16 protein-coding genes are annotated in these 14,513 nt (G+C 51.8%); 8 read left to right on the top strand and 8 right to left on the bottom strand.

All coding sequences use genetic code 11. The annotated features are described in order from the left end of the window. Nucleotides 1–70: 70 nt before the first annotated feature. Entirely contained in the window at nt 71–634 is a 564-nt protein-coding gene (gene gmhB / locus SGBXF1_RS19125) for a D-glycero-beta-D-manno-heptose 1,7-bisphosphate 7-phosphatase (RefSeq protein ID WP_037426422.1), read from the bottom strand. A gap of 187 nt (nt 635–821) precedes the next feature. On the opposite strand from gmhB, the gene metN reads away from it, so the two are divergent. The 6 genes from metN to proS all read left to right on the top strand — a co-directional run bounded on the left by metN (nt 822) and on the right by proS (nt 6,589). Beyond that, a complete protein-coding gene (gene metN / locus SGBXF1_RS19130; protein ID WP_037426424.1) occupies nt 822–1,853 on the top strand; it encodes a methionine ABC transporter ATP-binding protein MetN in 1,032 nt (343 codons plus the stop codon). Continuing rightward, the gene (locus SGBXF1_RS19135; RefSeq protein WP_012146460.1) at nt 1,846–2,499 is read left to right on the top strand and encodes a methionine ABC transporter permease MetI; all 654 of its coding nucleotides are present in this window, start codon (nt 1,846–1,848) and stop codon (nt 2,497–2,499) included. Before metN ends, SGBXF1_RS19135 begins: the two co-directional genes overlap by 8 nt. Before the next feature lie 60 nt (nt 2,500–2,559). Further along, complete coding sequence (locus SGBXF1_RS19140) at nt 2,560–3,375, top strand: MetQ/NlpA family lipoprotein (RefSeq protein ID WP_037426426.1); 816 nt, start codon at nt 2,560–2,562, stop codon at nt 3,373–3,375. A gap of 266 nt (nt 3,376–3,641) precedes the next feature. Next, nucleotides 3,642–4,046: an Rcs stress response system protein RcsF gene (gene rcsF / locus SGBXF1_RS19145; protein ID WP_037426428.1), complete on the top strand. Its 405-nt coding sequence runs from the start codon at nt 3,642–3,644 to the stop codon at nt 4,044–4,046. Next, nucleotides 4,043–4,750 carry a tRNA (N6-threonylcarbamoyladenosine(37)-N6)-methyltransferase TrmO gene (gene tsaA, locus SGBXF1_RS19150; protein ID WP_186427379.1) on the top strand — a complete coding sequence of 236 codons (708 nt, stop codon included), beginning with the start codon at nt 4,043–4,045 and terminating at the stop codon, nt 4,748–4,750. The genes rcsF and tsaA overlap by 4 nt, the downstream gene beginning before the upstream one ends. Before the next feature lie 120 nt (nt 4,751–4,870). Beyond that, entirely contained in the window at nt 4,871–6,589 is a 1,719-nt protein-coding gene (proS, locus tag SGBXF1_RS19155) for a proline--tRNA ligase (protein WP_186427380.1), read from the top strand. 51 nt (nt 6,590–6,640) lie between these two features. Here the strand turns inward: proS and nlpE are convergent, their stop codons facing one another. The 3 genes from nlpE to SGBXF1_RS19170 are packed head-to-tail and all read right to left on the bottom strand — an operon-like array spanning nt 6,641 to nt 8,319. Then, nucleotides 6,641–7,324, bottom strand: a complete 684-nt coding sequence (gene nlpE, locus SGBXF1_RS19160; protein ID WP_186427381.1) for an envelope stress response activation lipoprotein NlpE — start codon at nt 7,322–7,324, stop codon at nt 6,641–6,643. A 29-nt stretch (nt 7,325–7,353) separates the two neighbouring features. Beyond that, nucleotides 7,354–7,767 carry an alternative ribosome rescue aminoacyl-tRNA hydrolase ArfB gene (arfB, locus tag SGBXF1_RS19165; RefSeq protein WP_037426459.1) on the bottom strand — a complete coding sequence of 138 codons (414 nt, stop codon included), beginning with the start codon at nt 7,765–7,767 and terminating at the stop codon, nt 7,354–7,356. A 3-nt stretch (nt 7,768–7,770) separates the two neighbouring features. After that, the gene (locus SGBXF1_RS19170) at nt 7,771–8,319 is read right to left on the bottom strand and encodes a YaeQ family protein (protein WP_037426438.1); all 549 of its coding nucleotides are present in this window, start codon (nt 8,317–8,319) and stop codon (nt 7,771–7,773) included. 213 nt (nt 8,320–8,532) lie between these two features. On the opposite strand from SGBXF1_RS19170, the gene SGBXF1_RS19175 reads away from it, so the two are divergent. Together SGBXF1_RS19175 and rof are read left to right on the top strand one after the other, a co-directional pair. Next, nucleotides 8,533–8,733: a YaeP family protein gene (locus tag SGBXF1_RS19175; RefSeq protein ID WP_037426441.1), complete on the top strand. Its 201-nt coding sequence runs from the start codon at nt 8,533–8,535 to the stop codon at nt 8,731–8,733. Then, nucleotides 8,726–8,983, top strand: a complete 258-nt coding sequence (gene rof / locus SGBXF1_RS19180) for a Rho-binding antiterminator (RefSeq protein WP_004952197.1) — start codon at nt 8,726–8,728, stop codon at nt 8,981–8,983. The genes SGBXF1_RS19175 and rof overlap by 8 nt, the downstream gene beginning before the upstream one ends. Before the next feature lie 86 nt (nt 8,984–9,069). On the opposite strand, the gene SGBXF1_RS19185 is transcribed toward rof, so the two are convergent. The 4 genes from SGBXF1_RS19185 to cadA all read right to left on the bottom strand — a co-directional run bounded on the left by SGBXF1_RS19185 (nt 9,070) and on the right by cadA (nt 14,426). Next, nucleotides 9,070–9,387 (bottom strand): c-type cytochrome, encoded by a 318-nt coding sequence (locus SGBXF1_RS19185; protein ID WP_172479790.1) that lies wholly within the window; start codon nt 9,385–9,387, stop codon nt 9,070–9,072. Nucleotides 9,388–9,398: 11 nt separating this feature from the next. Beyond that, nucleotides 9,399–10,715 carry a tRNA lysidine(34) synthetase TilS gene (gene tilS / locus SGBXF1_RS19190; protein ID WP_186427382.1) on the bottom strand — a complete coding sequence of 439 codons (1,317 nt, stop codon included), beginning with the start codon at nt 10,713–10,715 and terminating at the stop codon, nt 9,399–9,401. Between the two features lie 56 nt (nt 10,716–10,771). Beyond that, on the bottom strand, nt 10,772–12,220 hold the full coding sequence (dtpD, locus tag SGBXF1_RS19195) for a dipeptide permease DtpD (protein WP_037426450.1): 1,449 nt from the start codon (nt 12,218–12,220) through the stop codon (nt 10,772–10,774). Nucleotides 12,221–12,284: 64 nt separating this feature from the next. Beyond that, nucleotides 12,285–14,426, bottom strand: a complete 2,142-nt coding sequence (cadA, locus tag SGBXF1_RS19200; RefSeq protein ID WP_186427383.1) for a lysine decarboxylase CadA — start codon at nt 14,424–14,426, stop codon at nt 12,285–12,287. Nucleotides 14,427–14,513: the final 87 nt, after the last annotated feature.

The following is a 14,513-nucleotide window of genomic DNA, read 5'->3' on the forward strand; positions in this document are numbered from 1 at the left end:
GCCAGCTCAGAATGACAAGGATTAATATTCACTTTTTATCTGACTGCTCACTATTCATGCATAACGTCTACTAAACCCGCTTTTTGATGGCTTCCGGCAGATCTGCCAGGCTGTTTAACACCCAATCTGCCAGTTTCTCACCTTCTTCAGTGACTGGCTTGCCGGTACGCACCAGTACTTTTGTACCAACACCTGCCGCCACTGCCGCCTGCATATCTTCCAGTTTGTCGCCAACCATATAAGAAGCAGCCATATCAATGTTCAATTCCTGCTGCGCCTGCAACAACATGCCAGGTTGAGGTTTGCGGCAATCGCACACTTGGCGGAACTCTTCTATTACTGCTTCTGGATGATGCGGACAGAAATAGATGCCATCCAAATCAACATCACGATCGGCTAACGACCAATCCATCCATTCAGTCAGGTACATAAACTGGTCTTCACTGAACTTACCGCGTGCGATGCCAGACTGGTTGGTTACCAATACCAGAGCAAAGCCCATCTTTTTAAGTTCGCGACAGGCGTCAATCACGCCATCAATAAAGTGGAAGTTATCGATTTCATGGACGTAGCCATGGTCGACATTAATCGTGCCATCACGATCGAGAAAAATTGCTGGAACGCTTTGTGTCACCGGTTTGCTCCTGAGGGCCTGAAAACGTGCACAGTATCGCATGTTTTACCCAGCGCTGAGAACGGAAGAGAACAGCGTTGATCGTTGACTTAGACGTCTAGACGCCTTAACATCTGAGTCATACCTTGGTCCACGCCAAGGTTTACTTTTATCTAGCCACGGGCAACCACGCTAAAATAAGAAGAATATGATTAAACTTTCTAACATCACCAAAGTGTTCCAGCAGGGTTCGCGCACGATTAACGCGCTCTCCGACGTGACTCTTCACGTCCCTGCAGGGCAAATTTATGGCGTTATCGGTGCATCAGGCGCCGGTAAAAGTACATTGATCCGCTGCGCCAACATGCTTGAGCGCCCAACCTCTGGCCAAGTACTGGTCGACGGGCAGGATTTGACTTCGCTGTCTGAAAGCGAACTGACGCGTGCACGCCGTCAGATTGGCATGATTTTCCAACACTTTAACCTGTTGTCTTCCCGCACAGTATTTGGCAACGTTTCATTGCCGCTGGAGCTGGACAACACTCCCCGCGCTGAAATCAAAAAACGCGTAACCGAGTTGCTGGAATTGGTCGGGCTGTCAGACAAACATGATGCCTACCCAGCCAACCTGTCGGGTGGCCAGAAGCAGCGCGTGGCGATTGCCCGTGCACTGGCAAGCCAACCCAAAGTCCTGTTATGTGATGAAGCCACCAGCGCGTTGGATCCGGCCACCACCCGCTCAATTCTGGAACTGCTGAAAGACATTAACCGCCGTCTTGGTCTGACTATTCTGTTGATCACGCATGAAATGGACGTGGTGAAACGCATCTGCGATCAGGTTGCGGTCATCAGCCAGGGCCAATTGATTGAAAAAGACAGCGTCAGCGAAGTGTTCTCGCACCCGAAAACCCCGCTGGCCCAACAGTTCATTCAATCCACTCTGCATCTGGATATCCCGGATGACTATGCCAAACGCCTGGCGCCTGAACGCAGTGGTGGCCGTCAGCCGCTATTACGTCTGGAGTTCACCGGCCAGTCCGTTGATGCGCCGCTGCTGTCAGAAGCCGCTCGTCGTTTCAACGTGAACAACAACATCATCAGTGCGCAGATGGACTATGCCGGTGGCGTTAAATTCGGCGTGATGCTCGCGGAGCTCCACGGCAGTGATGAAGACGCATTGGCAACGATTAAGTTCCTGCAGGAAAATCAGGTAAAAGTAGAGGTTCTGGGTTATGTCTGAGGCAATGATGTGGTTAATGGCTCGTGGCGTGTGGGAAACCGTCATGATGACCTTTGTCTCCGGCTTCTTCGGTTTCGTGCTCGGCTTGCCGGTTGGCGTGCTGTTGTATGTGACTCGTCCGGGGCAAATCGCCGCCAATAATACGCTATATAGAACACTGTCTGGGTTAGTAAACGTTTTCCGTTCCATCCCCTTCATTATCCTGTTGGTGTGGATGATTCCATTTACTCGCTTGATCGTCGGTACGTCGATCGGCCTGCAGGCGGCTATTGTGCCACTGACCGTGGGTGCAGCACCGTTTATTGCCCGTATGGTAGAAAACGCGCTGTTGGAAATCCCGTCTGGTCTGGTGGAAGCAGCGCGTGCGATGGGCGCAACCCCAATGCAAATCATTAAAAAGGTGTTGTTGCCTGAAGCCTTGCCGGGTTTGGTTAACGCCGCCACCATCACCTTAATCACTCTGGTGGGTTATTCCGCCATGGGCGGCGCTGTTGGCGCAGGTGGTCTGGGGCAAATTGGTTATCAGTACGGTTATATCGGTTATAACGCCACAGTAATGAATACCGTATTAGTATTACTGGTGGTGCTGGTTTATCTGATTCAGTTCTTCGGTGACCGGATCGTCAAGGCCGTTACCCATAAGTAGTTTTTACAGCAACTGCGCTCACACAGCGTATTTCAAATGCGAGTCTAATGAGGAAGGGATATGTCGTTAAAATTTAAATCCATCGCAGCAATCGGCGCACTGATCGGTACTCTGGCTCTGGTAGGCTGTGGTCAAGAAGAAAAAGATCCGAACCATATTAAAGTCGGTGTCATTGTCGGTGCTGAACAGCAAGTCGCCGAAATCGCGCAAAAAGTGGCGAAAGAGAAATACGGTCTGGACGTTGAGCTGGTAACCTTCAATGACTACGTACTGCCAAACGAAGCGCTGAGCAAAGGTGACATCGATCTGAACGCCTTCCAGCACAAACCGTATCTGGATCAGCAAATCAAGGATCGCGGTTACAAACTGGTCGCAGTCGGTAATACCTTCGTGTATCCGATTGCCGGTTACTCCAAGAAAATCAAATCTCTGGACGAACTGAAAGACGGTTCCCAGGTTGCCCTGCCTAATGACCCAACTAATCTGGGCCGTTCCCTACTGCTGTTGCAGAAGGTTAACCTGATCAAACTGAAAGACGGTGTTGGCCTGCTGCCGACCGTACTGGACGTGACTGAGAACCCGAAAAATCTGAAACTGGTCGAGCTGGAAGCACCACAATTGCCACGCTCACTCGATGATCAGCAAATCGCATTGGCCGTAATCAATACCACTTACGCCAGCCAGATTGGCCTGACCCCAGCGAAAGACGGCCTGTTCGTTGAAGGCAAAGACTCACCTTACGTTAACCTGCTGGTTGCCCGCGAAGATAACAAAGACGCGGAGAACGTGAAGAAATTCGTTCAGGCTTACCAATCTGACGAAGTGAATGAAGCAGCCAACAAGATCTTTAACGGTGGTGCAGTTAAAGGTTGGTAATCATTAATTACCGATTTTATTCCTATAATTGCAAGACGGGCTACGGCCCGTCGAGAGAGTTGGCATAGTTCTTTGCGACTAAAAATAATGATTTAGTCGTAATGAAAACAAAGAATTAGATCTTCTGAATTACCCCAAGCACCCGAAAACCACAATTTTCGGGTGCTTGTCTTATATCTAGACGGGCTCCAGCCCGTCTTGTTATTTCCACGATAGATTGCTTCAATAGCGCCACTTCTATATTCCATCAAGGCAGAGGAATCTCAATGCGTGCTTTACCTCTCTGTTTGTTAGCGCTTGCGCTAGCAGGGTGTTCGTCGCAACGTTTCGCGCCCCCCTCAACAAACAGCACCAGCAAACCGGTAGCAACAGCGCCGACGAAAACGACCTCAGCGGCACGTCCGGCGCCGGTTAAACTGTACAAAAGTGCAGAAGAGTTAGTCGGTAAGCCATTCCGCGATCTGGGTGAAGTCTCCGGCGAATCTTGCCAGACGACGGTGCAGGACTCTCCACCTAACCTGGCAACCGCCCGTAAACGCATGCAAATCCGCGCTTCCTACATGAAAGCAAATGCCGTGCTATTGCACGACTGCCAGATTGTCAGTGGCGTTGCTGGTTGTTACCAACAGGCCATTTGCCAAGGCTCAGCGCTTAACGTTTCGTCCAAATGACCGAGTTTGTTTTCAATCAGATCGGAACCATCCGTTCACCGTATAAAGAAAAATTCGCCGTCCCTCGTCAACCAGGGTTGGTGGAAGACGGTGGCGGCGAGTTAGTACTGCTGCCGCCCTATAACCAGGCGGAAGCAGTACGCGGCCTCAATGAGTTCAGCCATCTTTGGGTGATGTTTATTTTCCATCAAACCATGGAAGGTGGCTGGCGGCCAACCGTCCGCCCACCCCGCCTCGGTGGCAACGCGCGTATGGGAGTATTCGCTACTCGTTCGACTTTCCGTCCGAATCCGCTCGGTATGTCACTGATTGAATTAAAAAACGTGCGGGTTCAGGGAAGCGATGTCGTACTTGAATTGGGCAGTCTCGATCTGGTTGATGGTACGCCAGTGGTGGATATCAAACCTTACCTGCCCTTTGCCGAAAGCCAGCCACAGGCACGTGCCGGATTTGCTCAGTCAGCGCCTGCCGGTGATATGCCGGTGTTTTTTGCACCTGAGGCGGAACAGCAGATACAGCAACATCAGAAGCGCTATCCGCAGTTACGACGTTTTATCACTCAGGTTCTGGCTCAAGATCCCCGGCCAGCCTACCGTAAGGGGCAACAAGCGGAACGGGATTACGCGGTCTGGTTACTGGATTTCAACGTGCGCTGGCGAGTTGTGGATCAACAAACCGAGGTGCTGTCTCTCGACCTGCGTTAAAATTCCACCGTCTCTCTTTTGACAACCCGCTCGCACTGGTAAACTAAACCACTTTTGTCACTTTTGGCCGCCACTGTGGCTGCCCAATGCAATTTGCAGTTCTAACGGAACCAAAACACCATGCGTACTAGCCAATATCTGCTCTCCACCCTGAAGGAGACACCTGCCGATGCCGAAGTGATCAGCCACCAGCTGATGCTGCGCGCCGGGATGATTCGCAAACTGGCCTCGGGTCTTTATACCTGGCTGCCAACCGGTCTGCGCGTTCTGAAAAAGGTTGAAAACATCGTTCGCGAAGAAATGAACAATGCTAACGCGATCGAAGTGTGTATGCCGGTGGTACAGCCTGCCGATCTGTGGCAGGAAAGTGGCCGTTGGGAACAGTATGGCCCTGAGCTGTTGCGCTTTGTCGATCGCGGCGATCGCCCGTTCGTGCTGGGTCCAACGCACGAAGAAGTGATCACCGATCTGATCCGTAACGAGATCAGTTCTTACAAGCAGCTTCCGCTGAACTTCTTCCAGATTCAGACCAAGTTCCGGGATGAAGTACGCCCACGTTTCGGTGTGATGCGTTCTCGCGAATTCCTGATGAAGGACGCTTATTCGTTCCACACCACGCAGGAATCGCTGCAAGCGACCTACGATGCGATGTACGAAGCCTACAGCAAAATCTTCAGTCGCATGGGCCTGGACTTCCGTCCGGTACATGCCGATACCGGCTCTATTGGCGGTAGCGCATCACATGAGTTCCAGGTGCTGGCTGACAGCGGTGAAGACGATATCGTATTTTCCACCGGGTCCGATTTTGCCGCCAATATTGAACTGGCAGAAGCCGTTGCCCCAGCGGAGCCGCGTGCCGCAGCCAGTGAAGCACTGCGCATTGTGGATACGCCAAACGCCAAAACAATCGCCGAGCTGGTAGAACAATTCCAGCTGCCAGTGACAAAAACCGTCAAAACGCTGCTGGTACGTGCCAAAGAAGAAAGCGGCCACAAGCTGGTTGCCCTGCTGGTTCGTGGCGATCACGAGCTGAACGAAATTAAAGCCGAGAAGCTGCCGCAGGTTGCGGCTCCATTGGTTTTCGCTACCGAAGAAGAAATCCGCGCCATTATCGGTGCTGGTCCAGGTTCACTCGGTCCAGTCAATTTGCAGGTTCCTGTCGTGGCCGATCGCAGCGTAGCGGCGATGAGTGACTTCGGCGCCGGCGCTAATATCGACGGTAAGCATTACTTTGGTATCAACTGGGAACGCGATCTGCCGTTGCCACACGTTGCCGATATCCGTAACGTTGTAGAAGGCGATGCCAGCCCGGATGGTAAAGGTACGCTGTTGATCAAACGCGGTATCGAAGTAGGCCATATCTTCCAGCTCGGTACCAAATACTCCGAAGCGATGAAAGCCACCGTTCAGGGTGAAGACGGTCGCAATCAGGTACTGACCATGGGTTGTTACGGTATCGGGGTGACCCGTGTGGTCGCTGCAGCTATCGAGCAGAACCATGACGAACGCGGCATTATCTGGCCGGATGCTATCGCTCCATTCCAGGTGGCGATTCTGCCAATGAACATGCACAAGTCTTTCCGCGTACAAGCACTGGCGGAAGAGCTGTACAACACCCTGCGTTCACACGGCATCGACGTAATTCTCGATGACCGTAAAGAGCGTCCAGGCGTGATGTTTGCAGATATGGAACTGATTGGCGTACCGCACTCTATCGTTATCGGCGATCGTAACCTCGACACCGAAGAAATTGAGTACAAAAACCGCCGTGTCGGCGAGAAACGCATGATCAAGACCGGCGAAATCGTTGATTTCCTGTTAGGCCAGATCAAGCGCTAATCCGCTATAGCAGAAACGAAAAACCCGCCGAGGCGGGTTTTTTTATGACGCTTATTTACTGTCGCAATTTTTACTGCGGTCGAAAGCAATTTTGCCGTCAGGCACCAGTGCTTTCTCGGTTAACCCATCTTCCATTGAGGGCTGAACGCTAAAGTGGCCATTCAGGGTCAGGAACACTGGTTCGCCCGGGGTTTTGTAGGCCTTGGCATAACCTTGCTCCAGCGCGATAGTATTATCGACCGGGAAAGTCTGGCCTGTAGCACAGTCTTTAAACACTGCCGCATCCGCCATGTAGGTGTAACTGCCTTTCAGCGACATAGGTGTCTTAGGCAATGCCTTTTCTACAGGATCAAGGCGGTAATTCAGCTGAGACTCAATCACAGCGCCAGTTTGATCAAGCATTTCCAAGCTTTTACCTACCGGGCGGAAATAACGTTTATCACCACGGCTGTCGGTCAGTACTAACTTATCCGCTGTACGCGACCATTTGCCGTAATCAGCAAAGGTTTGATCGCCATCTTTAGTACCGCGATAGGTTTCCTGCAACACAAAAGTGCCGTCTTTATCCAGGAACAACGAAGTATCCAGGCCACCACAATCAGCGCAAGGCAAAATACCTTGGTAGCTTTGTTGCATCGCTTGAAGTGGTTGTTCTTTCGGCTGGTAGTGGTTATTACATCCCAGTAACGAAAGTGCCCCTGCCGCTAAAAACAGGGCCAGTGTTATTTTCTTCACAGTTATTCTCCTACTGTGTTCATGTGTCCTTAAGTGCGGATCTTGCCGCGTAGCGCTTTAGTCGCGCCTTTTCTTACCTTGCCTTCCAGCCGACGTAATTTTGACCCTTTAGTAGGCTTGGTCGCTTTGCGCGCCTTCTCCACTACCATCGCCTGCTGGATTAGCGCGACCAACCTGGCCAACGCCGACTCGCGGTTTAATTCCTGACTACGGTATTCCTGCGCTTTAATAATCACGACGCCATCAGCGGTAATTAAATGATTATTCAGGGCCAGCAGCCTTTCCTTGTAATACTCTGGCAGGCTGGATGCCCGGATGTCAAAGCGCAAATGGATAGCCGTTGAGGTTTTGTTCACGTGCTGGCCACCCGCACCTTGGGCGCGGATCGCCGTCAATTCCAGTTCGTTATCCGGTATGGCTACGTTTCTTGACAGTTCTAACACCAATTACACCTGCGCCTGTTGCCACTCGGCAAACTGGATTTCCAGACTATTCTGAGCGTCAGAAAGCCAGATAGTTCCCTCTTGCAGCGTAGCCTGCAGCGTCATGTTGCGGCTGGCCAACGCGGCCAATTTGCCTAATTGTTCATCATCCAGAAAACGGATGCTTAGGTTTTTGTGGTTTGCCACTTTGCTCTGCATCGACTGCCACCACACATGGCCCGCGCGTTCGCCGTAAGCATACAACACGACCCGCGGTGACTGGTTGCAGGCTTTCTTGATACGCTTCTCATCGGGCAACCCCATTTCGATCCACATTTCCAGCCCGTTATGGTCGTTCCGCTGCCAAATTTCCGGCTCGTCGTCAGCACTCAGGCCTTTAGTAAAGACCAAACGCTCATCAGCGTGGCAGATCCAGGCCAGTAAACGCAGCATCATGCGCTGTTCGGTTTCAGAAGGATGTTGGGCCAGGGTGAGCGTGGCGTCGTGGTAGAAGTGACGATCCATATCAGCGATATTGACCGTGGCTTTATAAATAGTAGCTTTCAGCGCCATGGGTGACCTCATAATTATCAGGCGACAGTGTACTAGATTTCGCCCATCCGCAGCCAGCGCGGCCGGGAAAAGCACGGTACGAAAGCCGCGCGGAGGTGCTAATAACTCCACAATAGCTGTGCTATAGTCGTCTAGGATAGAGCCAAGCTCCGAGAGCCTGCGCCTCATCGCTGTAGGGCTTCGATGACGCAGAGGTTCTTAAGGGAGGAAACTGTGCAACAATACTGTGAGTTAGTACGCCGTTTTTACGCTGAGATCGGCAGTGGTGATCTCGGCTACGTGCCTGATGCGTTAGCATGTGTATTAAAGGCATTGGACGAAGTTGCTGCGAATAACGCGCTACCGTCCTCCGTTAGGGAACAGGCGGCTTTTGCCGCCGCTAACTTATTGGTGAGCGACTATGTTGATGAATGATGAGTACCAATCCATCAATTGCGATGACTATGAAAGCCTGGAACTCGCCTGTCAGCATAACTACATTCTGAAGCTGGAGTTACGCGACGGAGAAAAACTCGAAGGCAAGGCCACCGAGCTGAAGTTTACCAAGGGCGTTGAGTATCTGATTATCGATCAGGCCGGCAATGCTCTCAGCTTGCGTTTGGATCATATCCTCAGTTTCAGTCATCCGGAAATCGGTACCGTGGTCGTCAGCCTGTCTGACTGATTAAACGGTAACGCCATCCCAACAGGGCAGCCCAACGGCTGCCCTCGTCTTTTATATCTTCAGGCTGGCTCGGGTTTGAGACTGGCCTAGGGTTTGAGGCTGGAATAGTAGGCTGCCAGATCGGCAATATCATCATCAGACAACGCAGAGACATAAGCCTTCATTACTTCTGCCTGGCCACCGTTGCGCTCACCTTTTTTATACGCTTGCAATGCATGCTCCAGATACATGGCATTTTGCCCGGCCAGGTTCGGGTACATTGGCACAGAGACCTTCCCTTCAGCACCGTGGCACGCCATACAACTGGCAGATTTATCCTTACCCGCCGCCGCATCACCCGCAGCCATCGCTGGCAGACTGCACAACCCCAACATCACTACCATTGCGCTCACAAATTTCATCATGGTTCCTCAGTCTAATTATTATTTTTACGCCAGTGCAGCCGCCAAGGATGCTGCCCTTCCGGTGTTTGTCCGGCCTCGCAGACAAAAGCCCCCAGCGCAGCAATAAGTTGATCATCATAATAGATCAATGGGATACGCTCACGCTGCCATGGCGGAATACCCAACTCTTGCCACAATTTTTTGATCGACCGGGAATGTGTCCGGCCCAAGATACGGAGCTTGCCTTGCGCGGTAAAACGTATACTTACTTTTTGCTCGGGCTGCGGTGGTCGCAGACAAATATTCCCCTCCCCGGTGACCAGAACACCTAATCCGTCCGGCAGTGTTAATGGGGCTGCCAATGACCAGCTTAGACAGAGATCTCGTAGATCGTCCATCGGCGGCAACAGGTACAAACGCCGGCGGAAACGACGGATCTGATATTGCCGCAGTTGCAGTTGTGGTTCGGCGTCGTCACGGCTGAGTGCGACCTCTTCCCATAGTCGTTGCAACTGTTCACGTGAGGGCATGGTAACGTCGAATAACGCAATCCAGCGGCGTAACACAGCAAAACGCCGGGATGCTGAACACGTCAGCAAACCGTCAATTGCCAGTGCATTGTCTTCATCCAGCAATGAGTGCAGTTGCTCTGCCAGTAACTCGTCCAGTAATTGCTCTTGCTCGGCACACAAGCTGGCGCTACGCGCCGTTGCGGCGGCAAAATGCGGCCAACGCTGATTCAGCAGCGGCAACACCTGAAGACGCAGGAAATTACGGTCAAAACGCGGGTTCTGGTTGCTATCGTCGTCAATCCAGGTGAGTTGATGCTGCTGCGCATAAGCTTCCAACTGTTCGCGTGAAATCCCCAACAATGGACGCAACAAACTATTTTCCCCTCGCGTCGCCTGCACAGCCATCGCCGACAGGCCCGCCGGGCCACTGCCACGCTTTAACGCCAGCAGGAAGGTTTCACATTGATCGTCAAGATGCTGTGCGGTCAGCAAGACCTCACCGGCCACCAGCGTGGTGGTAAAGGCCGCATAACGCGCGGCGCGGGCGGCGGCTTCAATTCCGCCTTGGCTGCTGTCAACCTGCACATGCTGAACCACCAGCGGCAATTGCCAGACTGCGCATTGCTGCTGGCAGTGTGTTGCCCACTGATCGGCAAAAGCACTCAGGCCATGGTGCACGTGCACCGCGCGAAGCTGCAAGCCCGGCAATTGCTGCCGTAACGCAACCAGCAGGTGCAACAGCACAGTGGAGTCAAGCCCGCCGCTGAATGCCACCAGCAAATGCCGGTGTGCACCCAATTGGCGGGCAAGCTGTGCAGATAATTGATTACTCTTCATTGATTAGGCTTATTGACGTCCAGATAGCTGCACGTTAACCCCCGTCATACCATCAATCAAGCATTAACCGCACGGATATGCCGTCCAGTCAGTAACCACCACATGGCCAATACTGCCACCACTGCCGCCGTGCAGCCCAGCGCCCACCAGCCAATTTGAGCAAACAGATGGACATAGGCTTGCGCCGTCGCTCCCGTTGCCGGGTCGTCAGCGGTCTGGCCTGCGATAATACCCGCCAAATAATTGGCTATCGAACCGGTGGTCAGCATATAAATACCGGTCAATACTCCGGTGGCACCGGGAATATTCAGACGCGTAATTTGCGCCATCGCAACAGGATCGATAAACAATTCAGCGAGCCCCATGACCGAAAGCCCGGCGATCATTAACGTCATCGAGCCTTGCCCGTAACGGGCGTTCAGTGCCATCAAGGTAAAACCCACACCAATCAGTAACAAACCAAAGGCGAATTTTCCCCAGATACGCAGTGTTCGGCTCCCACTGCTATTTCCTCTTACCAGCCAGGCCAACATCACACCGCCAAACATGACGGCAAAAGCATTCACCGACTGGAACAATGCGGTCGGTACCGACCAGGAAAACCATTGGCGATCGACATAGTGATCGATAAACAAGCTAATGGAGCTGCCGCCCTGCTGAGCGAAAGCCCAAAATAAGGTACCTAATAGCATCAACATGACGATCTGCCACAACCCACGGCGCTGTATCGTCGTGGCACGAGCCATGATACGCACTACCATCACGACGGCAGCGGCACACACTAGCATCAGTAACTGCCCGGCCAAGTCGTAAATGAACAGCGCGGTGAAAAACAACGGCGCGAGCAACAGCATGACGCTCAACCATACCCAGTTTGGCACCTGTAACGTGGTAGCAGACATTTGAGCACGGTCCACGCCCCGCGTATGGCTGAAATGGCGGCTACCGCACAAGAAAATGGTTAACCCAGCCAACATACCGATACCCGCAAGTGCAAAGCCTACATGCCAACCGTAGCGTTCCGCTGCCAACCCACAGGCGATCGGTGCCAGAATCGAGCCGACATTCCCGGCAGCATACAGCAGGGAGAACCCCCCTTCACGGCGCGTATCCTGCGGCTGATATAGCTCACCCAGTAAGCAACTGATATTGGATTTAAACAGGCCATAACCGCAGATGATGATCGCCAATGCCAGATAGAGTGAATGTGTAGATACGGCGCTCAGGCCGAGTACGATATGGCCCAATGTCATGAGCACCGCTCCAGCAATGACTGCGACGCGGTTGCCAAGCAGGCGATCGGCAAGCAAGCCGCCAAGAATCGGCGTAACGTAAACCAGGGAAGCGTAGGCGCTATAAAGGCTAATGGCGCGGCTGTCGGAATAACCAAGTTGGTGGGTAAGATAGAGAATAAGTAACGCACGCATGCCGTAAAAGCTGAAATATTCCCAAATTTGTATGGCTACGACATAGTAGATTGCGCGCGGCTGTGAGGGTGTTTTCATGGTTTTCTCCCATCAGTCGTTGAACGACAAAGGGGAAGCGCGAACGCCTCCCCTGTTATTGCACTTATTTATCGTTTTTCAATACCTTAACGGTATAACGTCCATCCGCCTGGCGATAAGCGCCGTGGATATCGGTTTCAAAGCCTGGGTAATGCGCGCCGATTTCGCACAGCATTTGCAGGAACTCCAGCACCGGACGACTTTCTTCAGTAAGCATTTCACCCGGCATGACCAGTGGAACACCTGGAGGATATGGCAGGATCATGTTGGCATTCACTTTGCCGACCATCTCCTCCAAATAAACCTCTTCTACTTCACCGTGCAGCTCTTTCTGGAAGGCTTTGAACGGATTCATCACCATGGCTGGCAGCACTTCAAAGGCGCGGTACATCAGATCCGGCAGGTTATGTTGTTTCACCAGATGGTGAATATTCTGAGCCAGCTCCTGGATCCGCATATTCTCATAAAACTCTGGAGCTTCTTTGTACAGCGAAGGCAGCATGTTTTTCACCCGCAGGTTCAGATCGAACGAGCGTTTAAAGTCAGTCAGACCGCGCAGCAGGCTGAGAGCTTTGGTTTTGTCGATACCGATGCTGAACAAGAACAACAGGTTATATGGACCGGTTTTCTCAACAATGATGCCGTGCTCATCAAGGTATTTCGCAACCAGGCTGGCAGGAATACCAAACGATTCCATTTGGCCATCTTTGCTCATCCCTGGTGTCAACATGGTGACCTTGATTGGGTCAAGGTACATATGTTCGTTATCAATACCTTTGAAACCATGCCAGGCACTGTCGGAACGTAGCGGCCAACATTCCGCTTCGTCGATGTGTTCTGGCTGCCAAACATCAAAGAACCAACCTTCAGATTCCACATTCAGGCGTTTGATTTCTTTACGGAACTTGATAGCACGTTCAATTGAACCGTTGATCAGGCGCTTACCGGCATTGCCTTTCATCATTGCCGCTGCGGTTTCGGTAGATGCCACGATACCGTAGTGCGGTGAAGTGGTGGTGTGCATCATATAGGCTTCATTAAAGGTTTCTTCGTTAATGTCACCTTTCACGTGGATCATTGAGGCCTGTGAGAACGCCGCCAGCAGTTTATGGGTAGATTGAGTTTCATAAATCACCTTCCCTTCCACACGACCGCCACTCATGCCGCATTTGCCTTTATAAATCGGGTGGAAATTGGTGTAAGGCACCCAGGCAGAGTCAAAGTGGATAGATTTCACATCCAGCGTGTTCTTAATGAAATCGGTGTTGTACAGCAGGCCGTCGTAAGTCGAGTTGGTGATAACCGCATGTGCAGGCCAGGTGGCGTTCGGCGTTTCTTTCACGCGTTTGGCGATAGTGGCACGGGTAAACTCGCTCTGTGGAATACCACCGAGGATGCCATAAGCATTACGGGTCGGACGGAAATAGATCGGCGTAATGTCGCTCATCATCATCAGATGGGTCAGCGATTTATGGCAGTTACGGTCGATCAACACTGTGCTGCCAGCAGGTGCGGAGTACATACCAACAATTTTGTTGGCCGTAGACGTCCCGTTAGTCACCATGTAGCTACGTTCAGCGTTGAATACGCGGGCAATATACTCTTCAGCTTCTTTGTGCGGGCCGGAGTGATCCAGCAGCGAACCGAGTTCAGATACTGAAATCGAAACGTCGGATTTCATCGCGTTCGGGCCAAAGAAATCATAGAACAAGCTACCTACCGGGCTTTTCTGGAAGGCAGTACCGCCCATATGGCCAGGTGTACAGAAGGTGTATTTACCTTCACGCACATATTTGAACAGTGCCTTGGTCAGTGGAGGCAAGATGGTATCGACGTATTCATCGGTGTTTTGTTTAATCTTGTCAGCAATGTCGTTAGCTGCACCTAAGGCATACTCAAAGAAACGTACCTGCATACGCAGATCGTTCAGGCTGACATCCAGAGTTGAATAGGTATTGGCAAATGCATACAGCGGCATGTACTCATTCAACTGGCTGATTTCTTCACACAACTCAAGATTGTATTTATCCCAGTCGAAGATAACCCCACACAGGCGAGCATTATTCTCGATCAGTTTGAGCAGGTCTTCGCGGTCGTTCGGATAAACAATGCGGAAATTCAGTTTTTCTAACGCGTTGTGCAGTTCGCGGATGGGCTCTTCTTTAAAGTAGACACCCATGTGGTTCATGATAGCAATAACGTTCATAATCATTTCTCCAGGTAATGCGAGCCCCTTGCCATCACGGATGACAATTGTTGCAAGGGGCTGAATTAGAAGTGGGTCAGTGCGTAC

This window comes from Serratia grimesii (assembly GCF_900186025.1).
Taxonomy (GTDB): Bacteria; Pseudomonadota; Gammaproteobacteria; order Enterobacterales; family Enterobacteriaceae; genus Serratia; species Serratia grimesii.

Coding starts and splice junctions, on each gene's coding strand:
- metN (WP_037426424.1), top strand. CDS start 822: ATGATTAAACTTTCTAACATCACCAAAGTGTTCCAGCAGGGTTCGCGC.
- SGBXF1_RS19135 (WP_012146460.1), top strand. CDS start 1,846: ATGTCTGAGGCAATGATGTGGTTAATGGCTCGTGGCGTGTGGGAAACC.
- SGBXF1_RS19140 (WP_037426426.1), top strand. CDS start 2,560: ATGTCGTTAAAATTTAAATCCATCGCAGCAATCGGCGCACTGATCGGT.
- rcsF (WP_037426428.1), top strand. CDS start 3,642: ATGCGTGCTTTACCTCTCTGTTTGTTAGCGCTTGCGCTAGCAGGGTGT.
- tsaA (WP_186427379.1), top strand. CDS start 4,043: ATGACCGAGTTTGTTTTCAATCAGATCGGAACCATCCGTTCACCGTAT.
- proS (WP_186427380.1), top strand. CDS start 4,871: ATGCGTACTAGCCAATATCTGCTCTCCACCCTGAAGGAGACACCTGCC.
- SGBXF1_RS19170 (WP_037426438.1), bottom strand. CDS start 8,319: ATGGCGCTGAAAGCTACTATTTATAAAGCCACGGTCAATATCGCTGAT.
- rof (WP_004952197.1), top strand. CDS start 8,726: ATGAATGATGAGTACCAATCCATCAATTGCGATGACTATGAAAGCCTG.
- SGBXF1_RS19185 (WP_172479790.1), bottom strand. CDS start 9,387: ATGATGAAATTTGTGAGCGCAATGGTAGTGATGTTGGGGTTGTGCAGT.
- tilS (WP_186427382.1), bottom strand. CDS start 10,715: ATGAAGAGTAATCAATTATCTGCACAGCTTGCCCGCCAATTGGGTGCA.
- dtpD (WP_037426450.1), bottom strand. CDS start 12,220: ATGAAAACACCCTCACAGCCGCGCGCAATCTACTATGTCGTAGCCATA.
- cadA (WP_186427383.1), bottom strand. CDS start 14,426: ATGAACGTTATTGCTATCATGAACCACATGGGTGTCTACTTTAAAGAA.